Source organism: Actinoallomurus acaciae (genome assembly GCF_042429965.1).
Classification (GTDB): domain Bacteria; phylum Actinomycetota; class Actinomycetes; order Streptosporangiales; family Streptosporangiaceae; genus Actinoallomurus; species Actinoallomurus acaciae.
The window spans coordinates 1-15,041 of record NZ_JBHLZP010000208.1 but is presented as its reverse complement, the minus strand read 5'-3'; the positions used below and the strand labels follow the sequence as shown (position 1 = coordinate 15,041).

General features: G+C 73.2%; 16 protein-coding genes. 10 read left to right on the top strand and 6 right to left on the bottom strand.

Features of this window, described 5'->3' with window-relative positions:
* Positions 1-242: 242 nt before the first annotated feature.
* Positions 243-899, bottom strand: coding sequence for a response regulator (locus tag ACFFNX_RS25530; protein ID WP_378207254.1), 657 nt, complete (start codon positions 897-899; stop codon positions 243-245).
* A gap of 269 nt (positions 900-1,168) precedes the next feature.
* On the opposite strand from ACFFNX_RS25530, the gene ACFFNX_RS25525 reads away from it, so the two are divergent.
* Positions 1,169-1,738, top strand: a complete 570-nt coding sequence (locus ACFFNX_RS25525) for a hypothetical protein (protein WP_378207250.1) — start codon at positions 1,169-1,171, stop codon at positions 1,736-1,738.
* Between the two features lie 73 nt (positions 1,739-1,811).
* Here the strand turns inward: ACFFNX_RS25525 and ACFFNX_RS25520 are convergent, their stop codons facing one another.
* Positions 1,812-3,026 carry a sensor histidine kinase gene (locus ACFFNX_RS25520; RefSeq protein WP_378207247.1) on the bottom strand — a complete coding sequence of 405 codons (1,215 nt, stop codon included), beginning with the start codon at positions 3,024-3,026 and terminating at the stop codon, positions 1,812-1,814.
* A 394-nt stretch (positions 3,027-3,420) separates the two neighbouring features.
* On the opposite strand from ACFFNX_RS25520, the gene ACFFNX_RS25515 reads away from it, so the two are divergent.
* Positions 3,421-4,443, top strand: a complete 1,023-nt coding sequence (locus ACFFNX_RS25515; protein ID WP_378207244.1) for a PHP domain-containing protein — start codon at positions 3,421-3,423, stop codon at positions 4,441-4,443.
* Between the two features lie 6 nt (positions 4,444-4,449).
* On the opposite strand, the gene ACFFNX_RS25510 is transcribed toward ACFFNX_RS25515, so the two are convergent.
* On the bottom strand, positions 4,450-5,406 hold the full coding sequence (locus ACFFNX_RS25510) for a quinone oxidoreductase family protein (RefSeq protein WP_378207241.1): 957 nt from the start codon (positions 5,404-5,406) through the stop codon (positions 4,450-4,452).
* A 104-nt stretch (positions 5,407-5,510) separates the two neighbouring features.
* Here ACFFNX_RS25510 and ACFFNX_RS25505 point away from each other — a divergent pair, with 104 nt between their 5' ends.
* The 5 genes from ACFFNX_RS25505 (at position 5,511) to ACFFNX_RS25485 (ending at position 8,919) form a co-directional block, all read left to right on the top strand.
* Positions 5,511-5,939 carry a MarR family winged helix-turn-helix transcriptional regulator gene (locus ACFFNX_RS25505; protein WP_378207238.1) on the top strand — a complete coding sequence of 143 codons (429 nt, stop codon included), beginning with the start codon at positions 5,511-5,513 and terminating at the stop codon, positions 5,937-5,939.
* A 136-nt stretch (positions 5,940-6,075) separates the two neighbouring features.
* Complete coding sequence (locus tag ACFFNX_RS25500) at positions 6,076-6,690, top strand: ACT domain-containing protein (protein ID WP_378207235.1); 615 nt, start codon at positions 6,076-6,078, stop codon at positions 6,688-6,690.
* A 13-nt stretch (positions 6,691-6,703) separates the two neighbouring features.
* A complete protein-coding gene (locus tag ACFFNX_RS25495; RefSeq protein WP_378207232.1) occupies positions 6,704-7,702 on the top strand; it encodes a cation diffusion facilitator family transporter in 999 nt (332 codons plus the stop codon).
* Positions 7,703-7,747: 45 nt separating this feature from the next.
* The gene (locus tag ACFFNX_RS25490) at positions 7,748-8,452 is read left to right on the top strand and encodes a helix-turn-helix transcriptional regulator (protein WP_378207229.1); all 705 of its coding nucleotides are present in this window, start codon (positions 7,748-7,750) and stop codon (positions 8,450-8,452) included.
* A 101-nt stretch (positions 8,453-8,553) separates the two neighbouring features.
* Entirely contained in the window at positions 8,554-8,919 is a 366-nt protein-coding gene (locus ACFFNX_RS25485) for a VOC family protein (RefSeq protein ID WP_378207226.1), read from the top strand.
* A 305-nt stretch (positions 8,920-9,224) separates the two neighbouring features.
* Here ACFFNX_RS25485 and ACFFNX_RS25480 read toward each other — a convergent pair whose 3' ends face one another.
* Entirely contained in the window at positions 9,225-9,593 is a 369-nt protein-coding gene (locus ACFFNX_RS25480; protein WP_378207257.1) for an ArsR/SmtB family transcription factor, read from the bottom strand.
* 170 nt (positions 9,594-9,763) lie between these two features.
* On the opposite strand from ACFFNX_RS25480, the gene ACFFNX_RS25475 reads away from it, so the two are divergent.
* The gene (locus ACFFNX_RS25475; protein WP_378207223.1) at positions 9,764-10,945 is read left to right on the top strand and encodes an MFS transporter; all 1,182 of its coding nucleotides are present in this window, start codon (positions 9,764-9,766) and stop codon (positions 10,943-10,945) included.
* Between the two features lie 10 nt (positions 10,946-10,955).
* Here ACFFNX_RS25475 and ACFFNX_RS25470 read toward each other — a convergent pair whose 3' ends face one another.
* The gene (locus ACFFNX_RS25470) at positions 10,956-11,963 is read right to left on the bottom strand and encodes a DMT family transporter (RefSeq protein WP_378207220.1); all 1,008 of its coding nucleotides are present in this window, start codon (positions 11,961-11,963) and stop codon (positions 10,956-10,958) included.
* A 109-nt stretch (positions 11,964-12,072) separates the two neighbouring features.
* Positions 12,073-12,564: an Lrp/AsnC family transcriptional regulator gene (locus ACFFNX_RS25465; protein WP_378207217.1), complete on the bottom strand. Its 492-nt coding sequence runs from the start codon at positions 12,562-12,564 to the stop codon at positions 12,073-12,075.
* A 215-nt stretch (positions 12,565-12,779) separates the two neighbouring features.
* Here ACFFNX_RS25465 and ACFFNX_RS25460 point away from each other — a divergent pair, with 215 nt between their 5' ends.
* Together ACFFNX_RS25460 and ACFFNX_RS25455 are read left to right on the top strand one after the other, a co-directional pair.
* Positions 12,780-13,616 (top strand): ABC transporter ATP-binding protein, encoded by an 837-nt coding sequence (locus ACFFNX_RS25460; protein ID WP_378207214.1) that lies wholly within the window; start codon positions 12,780-12,782, stop codon positions 13,614-13,616.
* 1 nt (position 13,617) lies between these two features.
* A complete protein-coding gene (locus ACFFNX_RS25455; RefSeq protein ID WP_378207211.1) occupies positions 13,618-14,982 on the top strand; it encodes an ABC transporter permease in 1,365 nt (454 codons plus the stop codon).
* Positions 14,983-15,041: the final 59 nt, after the last annotated feature.

Genomic DNA, 15,041 nt, shown 5'->3' with positions numbered 1-15,041 from the left:
ACTTGCCGACCGTCGCAGCGGACACGCCGGCATCCGCCGCGACCCGCGCGTTCGTTGCCCCATCCGCACACGCCAGTACCACCTTGCATCGCAACGCGAACGCCTGCGCCGACGTCGCCGCCCGTGCTCCACGCACCAACTCCGACCGTTCGGCATCACTCACCGTCAACGGGGCCTTCGGCCTGCCAGTCCTCGCCACGTGCCAAGCATAAAATTATTTCACCTAATTAAGGCGCAGGACACTAGCCGCCTGGTCGTACGAGGCCGGTCTCGTACGCGTAGACCACGGCCTGGGTGCGGTCGCGCAGGTCCAGTTTCATCAGGATGCGTCCGACGTGCGTCTTCACGGTCTGCTCGGCCAGGACGAGCTCGGCGGCGATCTCGGCGTTGGACATGCCGCGCGCCACCAGGCCGAGCACCTCGCTCTCGCGTTCGGTGAGCGCCTCGACGCGCCGGCCGTCGGGCCCGCGCGGCGCGCCCATGCGGGCGAACTCGGCGATCAGCCGGCGGGTGACGGTCGGGGCGAGCAGCGCCTCGCCCCGCGCGACGACGCGCACGGCGTCGGACAGCTCACCCGCCGAGGCGTCCTTCAGCAGGAACCCGCTGGCGCCCGCGCGCAGCGCCTCGTACACGTAGTCGTCCAGGTCGAAGGTGGTCAGGACCAGCACCTTCGGCGGGTCCTCGGCCGCGGTGACGGCCCGGGTGGCGGCCAGGCCGTCCATCACCGGCATGCGGACGTCCATCAGCACCACGTCGGGGCGCAGCTCCGCCGCGCGCGCCACCGCCTCCTCGCCGTCGATCGCCTCGCCCACGACCTGGATGTCGGGCTGGGCGTTCAACAGGATGGAGAAGCCGGACCGGACCATGCCCTGGTCGTCGGCGATGAGCACGCGGATCATCGGCTGCGCGGCGTGGGGACCCCGGCCTTCGGGCCGGGGCGGGCACGCCGCTCCCTCCTTGGAGTGTCGGTGGTGGTGGTCGGCGTCGCGGCATGCGGTCTCGGCTCCGGCCCACGCCCGTTCAAGGGTCGGCGTTGCCGAAGCACCGTGCGCATGCCCGGTATGTGGGGGATTCCGCTTGTGGGCGGCCCCTGCGTCGGCGGTCGACCGAGGCCGGAGGGGAGTTCGCGTGGCCGGCGGCGGGGTCCCCGAAGGTGCGGCAGCGGGCGTTGCGGGATTTCGCCCAGGCCCTGGCGGATCTCTTCGCCGGGACGCGTCGGCGTGCGGGGTTCCGCATCGTCGGCCGAGGGGTCCCGAAGGCGGGCCGGGTGCGGTTCCGGCGGCCCCGTCCGATCTTCGATCACGCGAGGCCGTACCGGGACCCGCCACGGATCGACGGGCCGGGGAGCGGCGCGGTCGCCGCCGGTGAGCCGTCCTCGGTGCCCGGCCCGCGCGACGGCGAGAGCGGACGCCCGGGGCGCGCCGTACGGGAGTCGATCCGGCGCGGACGGGCCAAGACCGCGATCGCCCGGTCGAAGGCCCGTGAAGCCGACCGGCGCGAGGACCGGGTGGAGGAGACCTCCGCCGATCCGGCCCGCCGCCGTCAGCTGATCCGTCTCGAAGGCCTCAGGGCCGGCACCATGGTCACCTCCGCCTGCGGCACGATCGCCGCGCCGGGCGGGAACGCGGGGCTCGGCCGCTCCACCGCGCGGCCGGATACGGCGAGCACAAGGCCGTCGGCCGGGCAGAAAGGACCAATCCCGCCGGTACGTCCCGGACCTGCCATCACGCGGATGTGAACATCGCGGCAGGGCGTGCCGTGACCGCGCGGTGAGCCTGCCGGCCGTTGGGCGGGGCGGTGAAGCGCGAACCTCAACCTGTTCTCTCCTCCGTGCCGGGAGATCGGGGAGCGGTGGCCTTCCGGTAGGGGAGGACGGCGGTGACGGCGAACCCGCCGCCGGGCTCGGGGTCGGCGGCCAGGGTGCCGCCGAGCATGCTCGCCCGCTCGCGCATGCCGACAAGGCCGTGACCGCCGCCGCTCCCGGCCACCGGCCGGCGCCCGGCGCCGGGGCCGTTGAAGACCCGCAGCCGCAGGCCGTCGGTGCGGTAGGCGATGTCCACGGTCACCGACGCGCCCGGCGCGTGCTTCATGGCGTTGCTGAGCGCCTCCTGCAGGATGCGGTGCGCCGACAGCGCGACGCCCTGGAGCAGCTGCGGCGGCTCGCCGGTCGAGGAGACCTCGACGGTCAGCCCGCCGCTCCGGGCGGAGGCGATGACCTCCTCGAGGCGGTCGAGGCCGGGCTGTGGCGCGGTCTCCGGCGTGTGGCCGGTGCGCAGCACCCCGAGCACACGGCGCAGCTCGGTCAGCCCCTCCAGGGCGCTGGCGCGGATCTCGACGAAGCTCTCGGCCAGCTCGGGAGGGGGATCGGTGACCTTGTACGGCGCGGCCTCGGCCTGAATCGCGATGACGGACATGTGGTGGGCGACGACGTCGTGCAGCTCGCGGGCGATCCGCTGGCGCTCCTCCAGGACGGCCGTCTCGGCCGCGTGCCGCGCCTCCTGCTCGGCGAGGGTCTGCCGGGTGGTGCGCCGGATCCGTACGAGAAGGCCGATGACGAGCGGGGTCATCGCGGGCAGCGCGACGACCGCGCTGGAGGAGTCGATCACGGCCGCGCCGACGACCGTCACGGCGGCGGCGCCGGCCGTGACGCGGTTGCCGCCGCGCACCGCCACCGCGTACAGGCACAGCACGTAGACCACGACCTCGCCCGGGATGTACGGCGCGGAGGTGCGCCCCGCGAGCAGGACGTGGCCGAGGAGGATCGCGCCGGTCGAGGACAGCCACGCGGCGAGCGGGTACCGGTCACGGAGTGTGATCGGCGCGGCGGTGATGAGCGCGACGAAGATCACCACGATGCCGAGGGGGCGCCCACTCGTGTTCGGGTTCGGCGAGCTCAGTACGGCGTTGTCGGCGGCGAACATGATCAGCGCGATGAGGAAGTCCAGCGCGACGACCACGTCGATCCGGCCCACACGCAGGCGCGAACGGATACGCCCACGCCGGGGCGGGGCGCTCCGTTCGGTCATGGGCCGAGCCTAAGGGCCGTACGCGCCGGTCGCGTACCCCGTGAGGGGGATCCCGCGGGTGCTACTCCGGTAGGGGGTGGGGGTCCCGCTCCCGGCCGACCCGTGCGAAGCGCGGGCGGCGTAAGGGGTTCCGTCACCTGATCTCCGGCATGCCCGTCTCCGGACCGCGGGCCCGGCCGGACTCCGCATCACCTTCGATCCGGCCCGCACCACCCGATGGGCGCCCGGCACCGGCGAAAGCCCGCCGATCCGCCCCGTCACCGGTCACCAGGCCGGTCGGACGACGCGCCTCGCGTAGGGCATCGGGCCGCCGGGCACCGTTCGGGGCATCCGGCCGAACACCCGCGACTCAGGCAGGGGAACGGTGTCGGAGGGCACGGGTAGAAAGGACGTCATGGAACCGCTCGATGCTCTCAAGCGCATCGCCTTCCTGCTGGAGCGGGCCGGCGAGGCGACCTATCGCGTGCGCGCCTTCCGCCGCGCGGCCGCGACGGTCGAGCGGACCTCCGCGGACGACCTGGCCGCCCGCGCGCGGGCCGGCACGCTGGAGGACCTGTCCGGCGTCGGCAAGGTCACCGCGTTGGTGATCAAGGAGGCGCTCGACGGAGAGACGCCCGTGTACCTGCGGCGTCTCGAGGCGACCGAGGGGCGGCCGCTCGACGAGGCCACCGAGGCGCTGCGCGCGGCGCTGCGCGGCGACCTGCACACGCACTCGGACTGGTCGGACGGCGGCTCGCCGATCGAGGAGATGGCCGCGGCCGCGATCGGCATCGGCCACGACTACATCGCCCTGACCGACCACTCGCCACGGCTGAAAGTGGCGAACGGCCTGTCGCCGGAGCGGCTCCGCTCCCAGCTCGAGGTGGTCGCGGCGCTGAACAAGGAGCTCGCGCCGTTTCGCATCCTGACCGGCATCGAGGTCGACATCCTCGACGACGGCTCGCTCGACCAGGACCCCGAGCTGCTGGCCGGGCTCGACGTCGTCGTCGCCAGCGTGCACTCCAAGCTGCGCATGCCGTCGGCCGAGATGACCCCGCGCATGGTCCGCGCCATCGCGAACCCGCGGGTCGATGTCCTCGGCCACTGCACCGGCCGCATCGTCGCGGCCGGTGGCCGCCGTGGTGGCAAGCGGCCCGAGTCGGAGTTCGACGCCGAACAGGTCTTCGCCGCCTGCGTACGGCACGACGTCGCGGTGGAGATCAACTCCCGGCCGGACCGGCTGGACCCGCCCAAACGCCTGCTGCGGCCCGCGCTGGAGGCGGGTTGCCGGTTCTCCATCGACTCCGACGCCCATGCGCCGGGACAGCTCGACTGGCAGCCGTTCGGGTGCGAGCGCGCCGCCCGGTGCGGCGTGCCCCCGGAGCGCGTCGTCAACACGATGAGCCTGGACGACCTGCTCGCCTGGACCGCCGGCTGACGCCGGTCAGGGGGTGATGACGGCGCGTCGGCCGGCGCCGGTGTCCCGCCAGGCGGCCTCGACGTCGGCGAGCGGGACGGCGTGCGCGTCGATGCGGAAGGCGCCTCGGGTGATCTCGGCGGCGAGGCCGGGAAGCTCGGCCAGGATGTCCCGTGTCGGCACCGAGCCCTGTCCGCTGCCGACGAGGCACAGGCGTGCGGCACGGAGCGCCGCGGAGGGGATCGCGGCGGTGGGCCCGGCGACGGAGCCGACCTCGATCCAGGTCAGCGGCCGTCCCCGGTCGGCGCGGTTCGTGATCAGCGCGCGCATCGCGTCCGCGGCGGGCTGCCCCCAGAGGTAGTCGATGACGACGTCGGCATCGCGGGCCGCCTGACCGAGGCGCCCGGCGACCTCGTCCGGTGCGCCGTCGAGAGAGACGGTCGCGTCGGTACCGAGCTCGGTGAGCGCGGCGAGGGGCTCGGGCCGGCGCCCGGCGCCGATGACCCGGCCCGCGCCGAGGTGCCGGGCGACCTGGACGGCCATCCGCCCGGAGTTGCCGGTCGCCCCCAGCACCAGGACGTTCTGGCCGCGCTCGAAGGTCACGCGTCGGCGAAGGGCGACCCACGACGCCATGGCGGGGTTCATGGCCGCGGCGATGAGCACCGGGTCGCCCTCCTCGGGCAGGACGACGCTGCGGCGCAGGTCGACGAGGGTCCGTTCGGCCATCGCGCCCATGGTGGTGTCGGGCAGGACGAAGTAGCGCAGGGTGCCGTCGGGGGCGCGGCCCACGCCGTCGATCCCGGGGATGAGGGGGAGCGCGTCGGTGCTCGTGTAGTGCGAGCCGTCGGCCTGGGAGCGCACCCGGGGGTGCAGGCCCGCGGCGATGACGTCGACGAGGACCTCGTCGGGCGCCTGCGGCGTCGGTGTGGGGATGTCCTGGCAGGTCGGTGGTGTGTCGAACGAGGTGACGACGGCTGCGCGCATGCTGGTCCTCCAGGGTGACCGGGGCCGGATCGCGGCTCCAAATGAGTGGTAACACGAACTAAATTAGATGGCGATACGAACTATTGCAAGGTAGGGTCGAGGGCATGAGCACACGCCCCGATCGCGACCAGGTCTCCGCCGAGCTGATGGACGGGCTGGTGCAGGCCTCGTTCGCCGTGATGGCGCTGTTGAGCCGGGTAGCGGCGGAGCACGATCTGTCGCTGACGCAGCTGCGGGTCCTGGCGATCCTGCGGAATCACGAGCCGGTGATGGCCGAGCTCGCGGCGCACCTCGGGCTGGAGCGGTCCTCGGTGAGCGGGCTGGTCGACCGCGCCGTACGGCGGGGGCTCGTGCGGCGCGACGCCAGCGAGAAGGACGGGCGGGCCGTCCGGGTCGCCCTCACTCCGGACGGGCGGCGCCTCGCCGAGGTTCTCACCGAGGAGGTCGCCGACCTGATCGCGCCCATGACCCGCGGTCTGGGTCAGGCCGACCGGAGGCGCCTCGGCGGTCTCCTGGCCAGGCTGCTCGAGTGACCAGGCCGCTTGAAACCGTTCTGACCTGCGGAGACGGCCTCCGAACGGATGGTAGCGGCATGTATACACGCAGGCAACATGCCGGAAATGTCAGTCCGGCATGTTGTTTGTCCGGGAGGTGAGCGTTTTGTCGCTCTTGCGCATCCGAATCAAGCTGCCGGACCGTCCCGGATCACTGGGCACGGTCGCCCGTACGCTGGGCGCCGCCGGCGCCGACATCGTCCAGGTGGTGGTGCTGGAGCGCGCCGCGGGCCGTGCCATCGACGACGTCACGGTCAGCTGGCCGGACGGCGTCTCGCTCGACGTCCTGTGCGACGCGCTGTACTCGGTCCGCGGTGTCGTGGTCGACGGGGTCTGGCGTACGAGCGAGGCACCGGGAGTCTTCTCCGACGTCGAGGTCGTGGGCCAGATGGCCGCGAACCCGCCGAACGGCGTCGTCGCGCTGGTCGAGGCGGTGCCCAAGATCTTCGGTGCCGACTGGGCGGCCATGCTGACCCCGGACGGCGCGGTGGTGCACGCGAGCTGGCAGGCGCCCGACCCGGTGGTGCCGCCGCCGTTTCCCGCCTCCGCCGGCCGCGCCTTCACCGGCGAGGACGGGGTCCGGTACGCCTGCGTGCCGGTCGGCGGCGCCACCCAGACATTGCTTCTGGCCCGGGTGGCGGCCCCGCCGTTCCACCGGACGGAGATCGAGCGGTTGATCCAGCTCGCGACGGCGGCCGAGGCCGTATTGGGCGTTTCAACAGCGGCGTGACAATCTATGGCGCGTGGCGAAGGCAAACAAGCAGCAAGGTCTGCTGACCGTCCTGCTGGCGCTCGCGGCCAATCTGGGCATCGCGCTGGCCAAGACGGTCGCCGCGTTGATCACCGGTTCCGCCGCCATGGCGGCGGAGGCTGGGCACTCGTTCGTCGACTCGATCAATGAACTGCTCCTCCTCATCGCGCTGCGGCGCAGTGGGCGGCCGGCGGACTCGCGGCATCCCTTCGGCCACGGCACCGAGCGCTACTTCTGGTCGCTGCTCGTCGCCGTGTGCATCTTCGGGATGGGGGCGCTGTTCGCGTTCATCCAGGGTTTCGGGGCGCTTCTCGGCAAGGGCGCCGAGGAGTCCAGCCCGCTCATCGGCTACGTCGTGCTGGCCGTCTCGGCCGTGCTCGAGTCCGTCTCGTGGCGGCAGGCGTTCCGCGAGACCCGGCAGCACGCACGCGAGCGAGGCCAGGGCCTTCTGGAGTTCCTCCGCACGACCGACGACCCGACCGCCAAGTCCGTGCTGTTCGAGGACTCGGCGGCGCTGCTCGGCATCACCTTCGCCGCTCTGGGCCTGCTGACGCACCAGCTGACCGGCTCGGCCGTCGGCGACGGCGTCGCCTCGCTGCTCATCGGCCTGATGCTGTCGCTCGTCGCGTTCCTGCTCGGCCGTACGAACCGGGAGCTCCTCGTCGGACGGCAGGCGCGGCCGGAGGTGCTCGAGGGCATGCGCCGGATGCTGACGGACGCGCCCGAGGTCGAAGAGCTCGTCGACCTGCTGACGATGAACGTCGGCGCCGACCAGATCCTCGTCTGCGCCCGGCTGGACTTCGACGACACTCTTGGCGCCGCCGACGTCGAACGCGCGTGCGCGCGGCTCGACGGCCAGTTGCACGAGACGTACCGCGAGGTCTATGAGGTCTTCCTCGAGCCCGTGCCCCGCGACGACCCCGGCCTGCGCCGGCGCGTTCTGGCCCGGTACGGCAGACAACGCGAGGTCGTGTCCGACGAGACCGCCTGACCCCGTTCACTCACAAATGTCGGTCTCGCGGCCTAACGTCGGGGCGTGAACCGTACCGACCGGCTCTACGCGATCGTCGAAGAACTCCGGGCGAGCTCGCCCGGCCGGCGCACCGCCCGCTCGCTCGCCGACCGCTTCGAGGTCAGCGTCCGCACCATCGAACGGGACGTGAGCGCGCTTCAGCAGGCCGGCGTGCCGATCTACGCCGACACCGGGCGCGGCGGCGGTTACACCCTCGACCGGACGCGCACCCTGCCCCCGATGAACTTCACCCCGGCGGAGGCGGTCGCCGTGGGCATCGCACTGGGCCAGGCCACGGGAGCGCCGTTCGCCCGCTCCGCGCGCACCGCCCTGCTGAAGATCATTGCCGCGATGTCGGCCGCCGACAGCGCCGAGGCGCGCGAGCTGGCCGAGCGGATCCAGTTCCTGGTGCCGGGCACGCGGGACGACCGCGCCTCCGTGCCCGCCGTCGTCGAGGAGGCCGTGGCCCTCCGCCAGGTGGTGCGCCTGGCCTACGTCGACCGCAACGGGGCCGAGACCGAACGCGACGTAGAGCCGGTCGCGTTCGTGTCGGGCCGGCGTGACTGGTACCTCGTCGGCTGGTGCCGCCTGCGCGAAGGCCCGCGCCTGTTCCGCATGGACCGCGTCCGGCGGGCGTCCCTGCTCGAGGAGACCGCGCCCGTACGCGACTTCGGCGACATGGCTCCGCGCGTTCCGGACCTGGTCGCGCACGCACTCCAACTCGACTGAGCTCCCCGCGAAACACCGACATAGGGCTGTCGCCGCCGGGCGGGATCGTTCGTGTCGTCCGCGCGGACCCGCGCGGAGTCCCCGATCGGAAGGCGACGATGATGAGCGCTCGGCACTACAACGCGGTGGAATGGTTCGAGGTCGCGACCGACCGGCCGGAGGAGGCCCGGCGGTTCTACGGCGAGCTGTTCGGCTGGGCCTTCGCCGGCGACGGGCCGTACCAGGAGATCACGACGCCGGGCGCGGACCACGTCAGCGGCGGCCTGTTCAACTCGGAGGGCCGGTTCCCCGGCTATGCCATCTTCTACGTGACGGTCGAGGACGTGGCGGCGACGCTGGCGAAGGCGGAGTCGCTGGGCGCCAAGACGATCGTGCCGACGACCACCACGCCGGACGGCCTGGTCTTCGCCCAGCTGCGCGACGCGACCGGCAACCTCTTCGGCATCTTCACCCCGCCGGGAGCCTGAGCCGGCCGGGTGGACGCTCGCCGGCGCGTCCACCCGCGCGGATCGCGACGGCGGTCGTCGGGGGAGAAGGCGAGGTCCGCCGGTCCGGTCAGCGTGACCTCGCCGATCATCATGGCCCTGCCGGGCGCGGTCCGGTGGAAGGATCCAGTCGACGTCGCCCGCCTTCGCCAGGCCGTGCCACCCGGTCATGGCGAGGGCGGCGGCCGGGCCGGGGCGCGGCGGCGGAACCCGCCTGTCTGCCGGGGCGCGGACCGGTCATCGTCTTCCTCCCCTCACGAATCGAGGCATCGGAGTCCGACAGGTGGTCAGCGTGTGTCCGGGCTCCAGTCCGTCACCAGGTTCAGCAGGCCGGGGAAGCGGGCGTCGAGGTCGGCGACGCGTACGTGGCTGCGGCGCTCCAGGCCGTACTGGCGCTGCCTGATGATCCCGGCCTCGCGCAGGGCCTTGAAGTGATGGGTGAGTGACGACTTCGGGCGGTCGAGGCCGAACCAGCCGCACGGGTGGTCGAATCGCTCCCGCTCCAGCAGCAGCTTGCGCACGATGCGCAGGCGCAGCGGTTCGCTGAGCGCGCCCAGCACCGTCTCCAGGCGCAGGTCGCCCACTGCCGGCTCGGGCAGGGGTTCGGGCAGGCCGGGAGGTTCCGGCAGTTCCTTGATGGCGGGCGCGGCGGCCATGGTCGGCGGCACGGGCGGCTCCTCCTGACGACGATCCCTTTGTTCGACTCCAATCGTACTGGATGTTATGTTCGACTTCGTTCGTACTAGTTCGAGTTGAGTCGTACTGCCGGGAGGCCGCAGTGTCCGAGAGTCAGACCGTTGCCGTGAGGCGGCGTACCGGAGCGGGGGTGCGTCCCGCTCCGACCTGGTGGGTGTGGCTGGCCGCCTGGCCGGTCGCCGCCGTGTTCGTGCTGTCCAACGCGGCGACCCCGCTCTACGTGCTGTGGCAGCGCGACATCGGCTTCTCCAAGGGCACGCTCACCGTGATCTTCGCCTGCTACATCGTCGGGCTGCTCGGCTCCCTGCTCGTCTCCGGCGTCGTCTCCGACCGGCTCGGGCGCAGGCACGTGCTGCTGCCCGCCCTCGGTCTCGCCCTCGCCGCCTGCGTGATCTTCGCGACCGCGTCGACGGTGACCGCGCTGATCGTGGCCCGCCTCTTCGCCGGCATCGCCGTCGGCGCCGTCGTCTCGGCCGGCATGGCGGCGGTCACCGACGTGGCGGGCCCGCACCGCAGGCGGCTCGCCGCGCTGCTCGCCTCCTGCTCCATGGTCTTCGGCGCGGGGCTGGGACCGCTGCTGGCCGGTGTGCTGTCGGAGGTCCTGCCGCGCCCGACCGTCACCGTCTTCGTCGTCGAGGCCGCGCTGCTGGTCACCGCCGTCCTCGCCGTCGCGCGCATGCCCGTGCCGCGTCCGGCCGCACCGGGCACGGGTGCCTGGGTGCGCCTCCCGCGCGTCCCCCACGGCAACGGCCGGCAGCTCACCCTCGGCGTCGCCGTGTTCGCCCCGGGCATCACCGCGACGTCCTTCGTGCTGTCGCTGGGACCCTCGCTGCTGTCCGGTCTGCTGGGCACCACCAGCCGCGTCGTCGCGGGCGCCATGGCGTTCGCGATGTTCCTCGCCGCCACCGCGGTACAGTTCGCCGTCCAGCGGCTGCGCCGGCGCACCGTTCTCACGGCGGGCGCGGTCGGCACCACGGCCGGCATGGCGGCCCTGATCACCGCCGTGCACACCGGGTCCGTCCCGGCGCTCATCGCCGCCGCCCTGCTGGCCGGCGCGGGCCAGGGCATGGGCCAGCTCGGCGGTCTGTCCCTGCTCAACTCCAGCGTCCCGGCCCGGCGTCTGGCCGAGGCCAACGCGGCTCTCAACGTGGGCGGTTACCTGCCCGCCGGTGTCCTGCCCGTCTCCGCCGGCTACCTCAGCGACGCCGTGGGTCTCACGTCCGGGGCGACCGCCTTCGGCGCCGCGCTGCTGACCCTGGCGGTCGTCGGCGGCATCGTGGTCCTCACCGACCGCCGCCGCACGACGGCGTGACCCGCCCGCGTCAGCGTCTCGTGACACTCGTCGGCGGCCGGGGCACGACCGCGGTTCCAGGCGCCGGGTCCGTTCGGGGAGCCGATGACGTCCGGCTCGTGAGCGCGGCGCGGGCGCGGCTCAGAGCGTACGGCGCGCGCGGACGTCTCGACGGTGCGGAGACGACGGCGAGCCCGCCGAGCAGCAGGACGGAGCCCGCGGTCACCGGCGCGGACGGGCGTTCGCCGAGGATGGAGACGGCCAGAGCGGTGGCGACCAACGGCTCGGCCAGGGACAGCGTGCCCGCGGTCGCGGCGGTGACGCGGCGCAGGCCGGTGACGAAGAACCAGTACGCCAGCGCCGCGGTGACCGGGCCGAGCCACGTGACCAGGGCGAGCGCGCGTACGGTGCCGAGCGCGGGCAGGTCGGCCAGGGTCCACGGAGCGAGGACCGCCCCGCCGGCCAGCAGCGTCACCGAGACGGCGGCCGGCATGCCGACGCCACGCTGGATGAGCCGCTTGGCCGACACCGTGTAGATCCCGAAGCACCCCCCGGCCAGCGCCCCGAACGCGGCGCCGTACACGCCGACCCGTACGGCGCCGGCCGGCGTCATCACCAGGGCGCAGCCGATGATCGCGCATGCCGTGCCGCCGATCCAGCGCCGCGTCAGCCGGGTGCCGAGCACCAGCCGTTCGCAGACGCCGGTGCTGACCGGTGCGACCCCGAACGCGATCGCGGTCGCGACGGCCGCGCAGGTCCGCGCGACCGAGGTCATGAACGCGGCCTGGAACGTGGCGGTGGCGGCGGAGGCGGCCAGCAGCGGCGGCCACGACGTCCGGGACAGCGTGCGGTACGCGCGGGGAGCCGTCACCAGAACGGTGCCCGCCAGCACGACGCCGCCGAGGAGGATCCGGGCGCCGCCCAGCGCGACCGGCCCCGCGGCGACGTCGGCCAGCAACTGGGCCGGTCCGACGGTGCCCCACAGGATTCCGGCCATGAGCACCAGCAGCACCCCGGAAGCGTCATTTCGTTGCTCCATTGCCGCGACGTTAGGGAGAAATACGCGATGAGAGCCCACGGGCCGAACTTCGTTCGAGCGAGCCCGGCCCGGCCGTCACTCGTTCGGCGCACCCCGCGTTTCACCGCGCTCAACCGTACGAAGTTCGGTGATCACGCTCCACGACGTCGGAAAGTTCGGACTGCTCCACCGGCTGTACGTAGTCGAACACCACGGTGGTGCGCACGTCCACGAACTCCTTGCGCCGCGCGAGGCGGTCGAGGACGAAGTCCCGCAGGTACCGCGTGCTGGGCACGGCCACGTGAACGAGGATGTCCTCGTTGCCCGTCACGACGAACACCCCCAGCGTCTCGGGGAGCTTGGCCATGCTGTCCCGCACCGATTCGATGGCCTCCCGCGACTGCGGCCTGATCCGGATCGAGATCAGCGCCTGTACGCTGCGGCCGAGCGCCGTCATGTCCACCCCGGCGTGAAAGCCGGTGATCACTCCGCGGTCGCGCAGGGTGCGCGTCCGCTCCAGGGCGGTCGAGGGGGCGATCCCCACCGCCTGCGCCAGTTCCCGGTTGGTCTGCCGGCCGTCTCGCTGCAGCCGGCGCAGGATCGCCCGGTCCACCGCATCCACGAAAACCCCTCCATCACGCCGAACTCCGTGCGCGCGGCGTCGGCTCGCCGCCGCATTCGCCGAATTTTATTCGGCCGCGCCTCGCGCCGGGAGCACACGCCATCGGGGACGCCCGGGAGATCAGGGCTGAGCGTGCCGGGGTTCGGGTTCCCGCACCACGGATCTGGCTGGCAGCACGATCGTGCGGTCCCGCCCCGGCGACCCAGGCTTGCGCCATGCCCTTTTCGAACCCGCGCGGCCGGGACGGCCGCCTTCCGGCGTACGACGGTCTCCGAAGCCGCGCCGCCGGCTCACCGCACTCACCCGACGACCCCGTCTCCTCCCGCGACGGCGCGGCGGTTCGGTGTGATGGCCTGCACCGGCGCTACGGCGGCGGCGCGAACGCCGTCCACGCGCTGCGCGGCGTGACCGTCGCCTTCGCACCGGGGACCTTCACGGCCGTGATGGGGCCCTCCGGGTCGGGCAAGACGACCCTGTTGCACTGCGTCGCGGGCATGGACCGGCCGACCTCCGGCACCGTCTGGTGGGATCGGACCGAGGTGTCCCGGCTGCGGGAGCGGCGGCTGGCCCGACTGCGCCGTGCCGAGGTCGGTTTCGTCTTCCAGTCGTTCAATCTGATGCCCGCGATGACGGTCGAGCAGAACGTGACGCTGCCGGGCCGGCTGGCCGGCCGCCCGCCCGGGCGGACGGCGGTGCACGAGGCGCTGAGGCAGGTGGGGCTCGGCGGGCGCGAGCGGCACCGTCCCGGGCAGTTGTCCGGCGGCCAGCAGCAGCGGGTCGCCATCGCGCGGGCCCTGGTCTCCCACCCGAGGGTGCTGTTCGCCGACGAGCCCACCGGCGCACTCGACCGGCGGACCGGCGTCGAGATCCTGTCGCTGCTGCGCGCCGGCGTCGACGAGCAGGGGCAGACCTGCGTCATGGTGACGCACGACGCGGTCGCCGCCGGTTACGCCGACCGCGTCGTGGTGCTCGCCGACGGCGTCATCGTCGATGACCTGGATCGTCCGTCGGCGGCGGCGGTCTCCGACCGGCTGAGCCGGCTGGGAGGCTGACATGCTGCGGCTGGCCTTCGGGCAGATCCGGACCCGGCCCGCGACATTCGCCGGGCTCGCCACCGCCCTGTTCATGGCGGTGACCGCGATCACCCTGTTCGGGTCGCTGATCGCCGCGAGCGTCGTCTCTCCTCCGTCGCGCGCGGGGCAACCCGGTCTCGTGGTCATCGGCGGTGCGTTCGGGGAGATCGCCATCCTGGTCGCCCTGTTCGTGGTGGCCAACACCCTCGGCTTCGCGATCCGTCAGCAGCATCGGGATCTGGCGTTGCTGCGCACCGTGGCGGCCACTCCCCGGCAGGTCCGCGGGCTGGTGCGCCGGCAGGTCCTGATCGTGGTCCTTCTCGTCGGCCCGGCCGGCTGGGCGGCCGGGCTCCTGGGCGCCCACCGTCTGCTCCGCGCGCTCGTGGACCGGGACCTGGCGCCGGCCGGGAGCCGGATTCCCTCCACCCCGGTTCCCGCCGCGGCGGCCTCGGTGATCGCGCTCGTTCTCGGGATGCTGTCGGCCGTGGTCGCGGCCCGCCCGGTCTGCCGCGTCGCACCGGCCGTCGCGCTCGGGGAGAGCGTCGGCGGCGACCGGCGGGCCGGACCGATCCGTACGCCGGCCGGGCTCCTCGCGCTCGCCGGTGGGGCCGGTGTCTGCCTCGCCATCGCCCGGCAGCCCCCGGACAAGGCCGGGCAGGGGGCGTTGCTGGCCACGCTGATCCTCATGGTGGCGGTCGCGCTCCTTGGGCCGCTGTTCACCGTGGCCCTCGTCGCGGTCCTCGGCGTGCCCGTACGGATCGTCGCGCCCCGCTCAGGCCGGCTCGCCGACGCGAACCTGCGCGGGTACGCCGCCCGGCTGTCCTCGGCCGTGGTCCCCCTGGCGCTCCTGACCGCGCTGGCATGCACGTTCCGGTCCCTCGGCGATACGGTCGGGGCGGCCGCTCACCATCTCTCGGGAACGGAGCTGACCTCGGTGAACTCCGCCAATGACGGCTGGCTCCGTCAGGTGGAGCTGACCATCCTCGTCTGCTTCGGCGGTGTGGCGACGGTCAACACCCTGGCGGCGCTGACCGCCGCGCGGCGCCGCGAGTTCGCGCTGCTGACGCTGGTCGGTGCGACCCGCCGGCAACTCGCGTCGATGCTCTGCGCCGAGTGCCTGCTGATCACGGCGGTGGGCACGCTCACCGGCACCGCCGTCGCGGGGGTCACGGTGAGTTCGTTCAGCGTGACTCTGCCGGGGTCCCCGCTTCCGTCGATCGATCCGGGGGGTTATGGGGCGATCGCCGTGGGGGTGGCGATGCTGGCGGCGCTGGGCATCCTGCTGACCGGGCTGCGCGCGGCGTCCAGGCCGGCGGCCGAGACGGTCGCGGGGCAGCGTGGCTGACCGCTCCGCCGGGCTCCGGCGCGTCGTCCGGTTGCGGCCCGGCGAGGTCGTCTTCGCCG

Coding starts and splice junctions, on each gene's coding strand:
- ACFFNX_RS25530 (WP_378207254.1), bottom strand. CDS start 899: ATGATCCGCGTGCTCATCGCCGACGACCAGGGCATGGTCCGGTCCGGC.
- ACFFNX_RS25520 (WP_378207247.1), bottom strand. CDS start 3,026: ATGACCGAACGGAGCGCCCCGCCCCGGCGTGGGCGTATCCGTTCGCGC.
- ACFFNX_RS25515 (WP_378207244.1), top strand. CDS start 3,421: ATGGAACCGCTCGATGCTCTCAAGCGCATCGCCTTCCTGCTGGAGCGG.
- ACFFNX_RS25510 (WP_378207241.1), bottom strand. CDS start 5,406: ATGCGCGCAGCCGTCGTCACCTCGTTCGACACACCACCGACCTGCCAG.
- ACFFNX_RS25505 (WP_378207238.1), top strand. CDS start 5,511: ATGAGCACACGCCCCGATCGCGACCAGGTCTCCGCCGAGCTGATGGAC.
- ACFFNX_RS25485 (WP_378207226.1), top strand. CDS start 8,554: ATGAGCGCTCGGCACTACAACGCGGTGGAATGGTTCGAGGTCGCGACC.
- ACFFNX_RS25480 (WP_378207257.1), bottom strand. CDS start 9,593: ATGGCCGCCGCGCCCGCCATCAAGGAACTGCCGGAACCTCCCGGCCTG.
- ACFFNX_RS25470 (WP_378207220.1), bottom strand. CDS start 11,963: ATGGAGCAACGAAATGACGCTTCCGGGGTGCTGCTGGTGCTCATGGCC.
- ACFFNX_RS25460 (WP_378207214.1), top strand. CDS start 12,780: ATGCCCTTTTCGAACCCGCGCGGCCGGGACGGCCGCCTTCCGGCGTAC.
- ACFFNX_RS25455 (WP_378207211.1), top strand. CDS start 13,618: ATGCTGCGGCTGGCCTTCGGGCAGATCCGGACCCGGCCCGCGACATTC.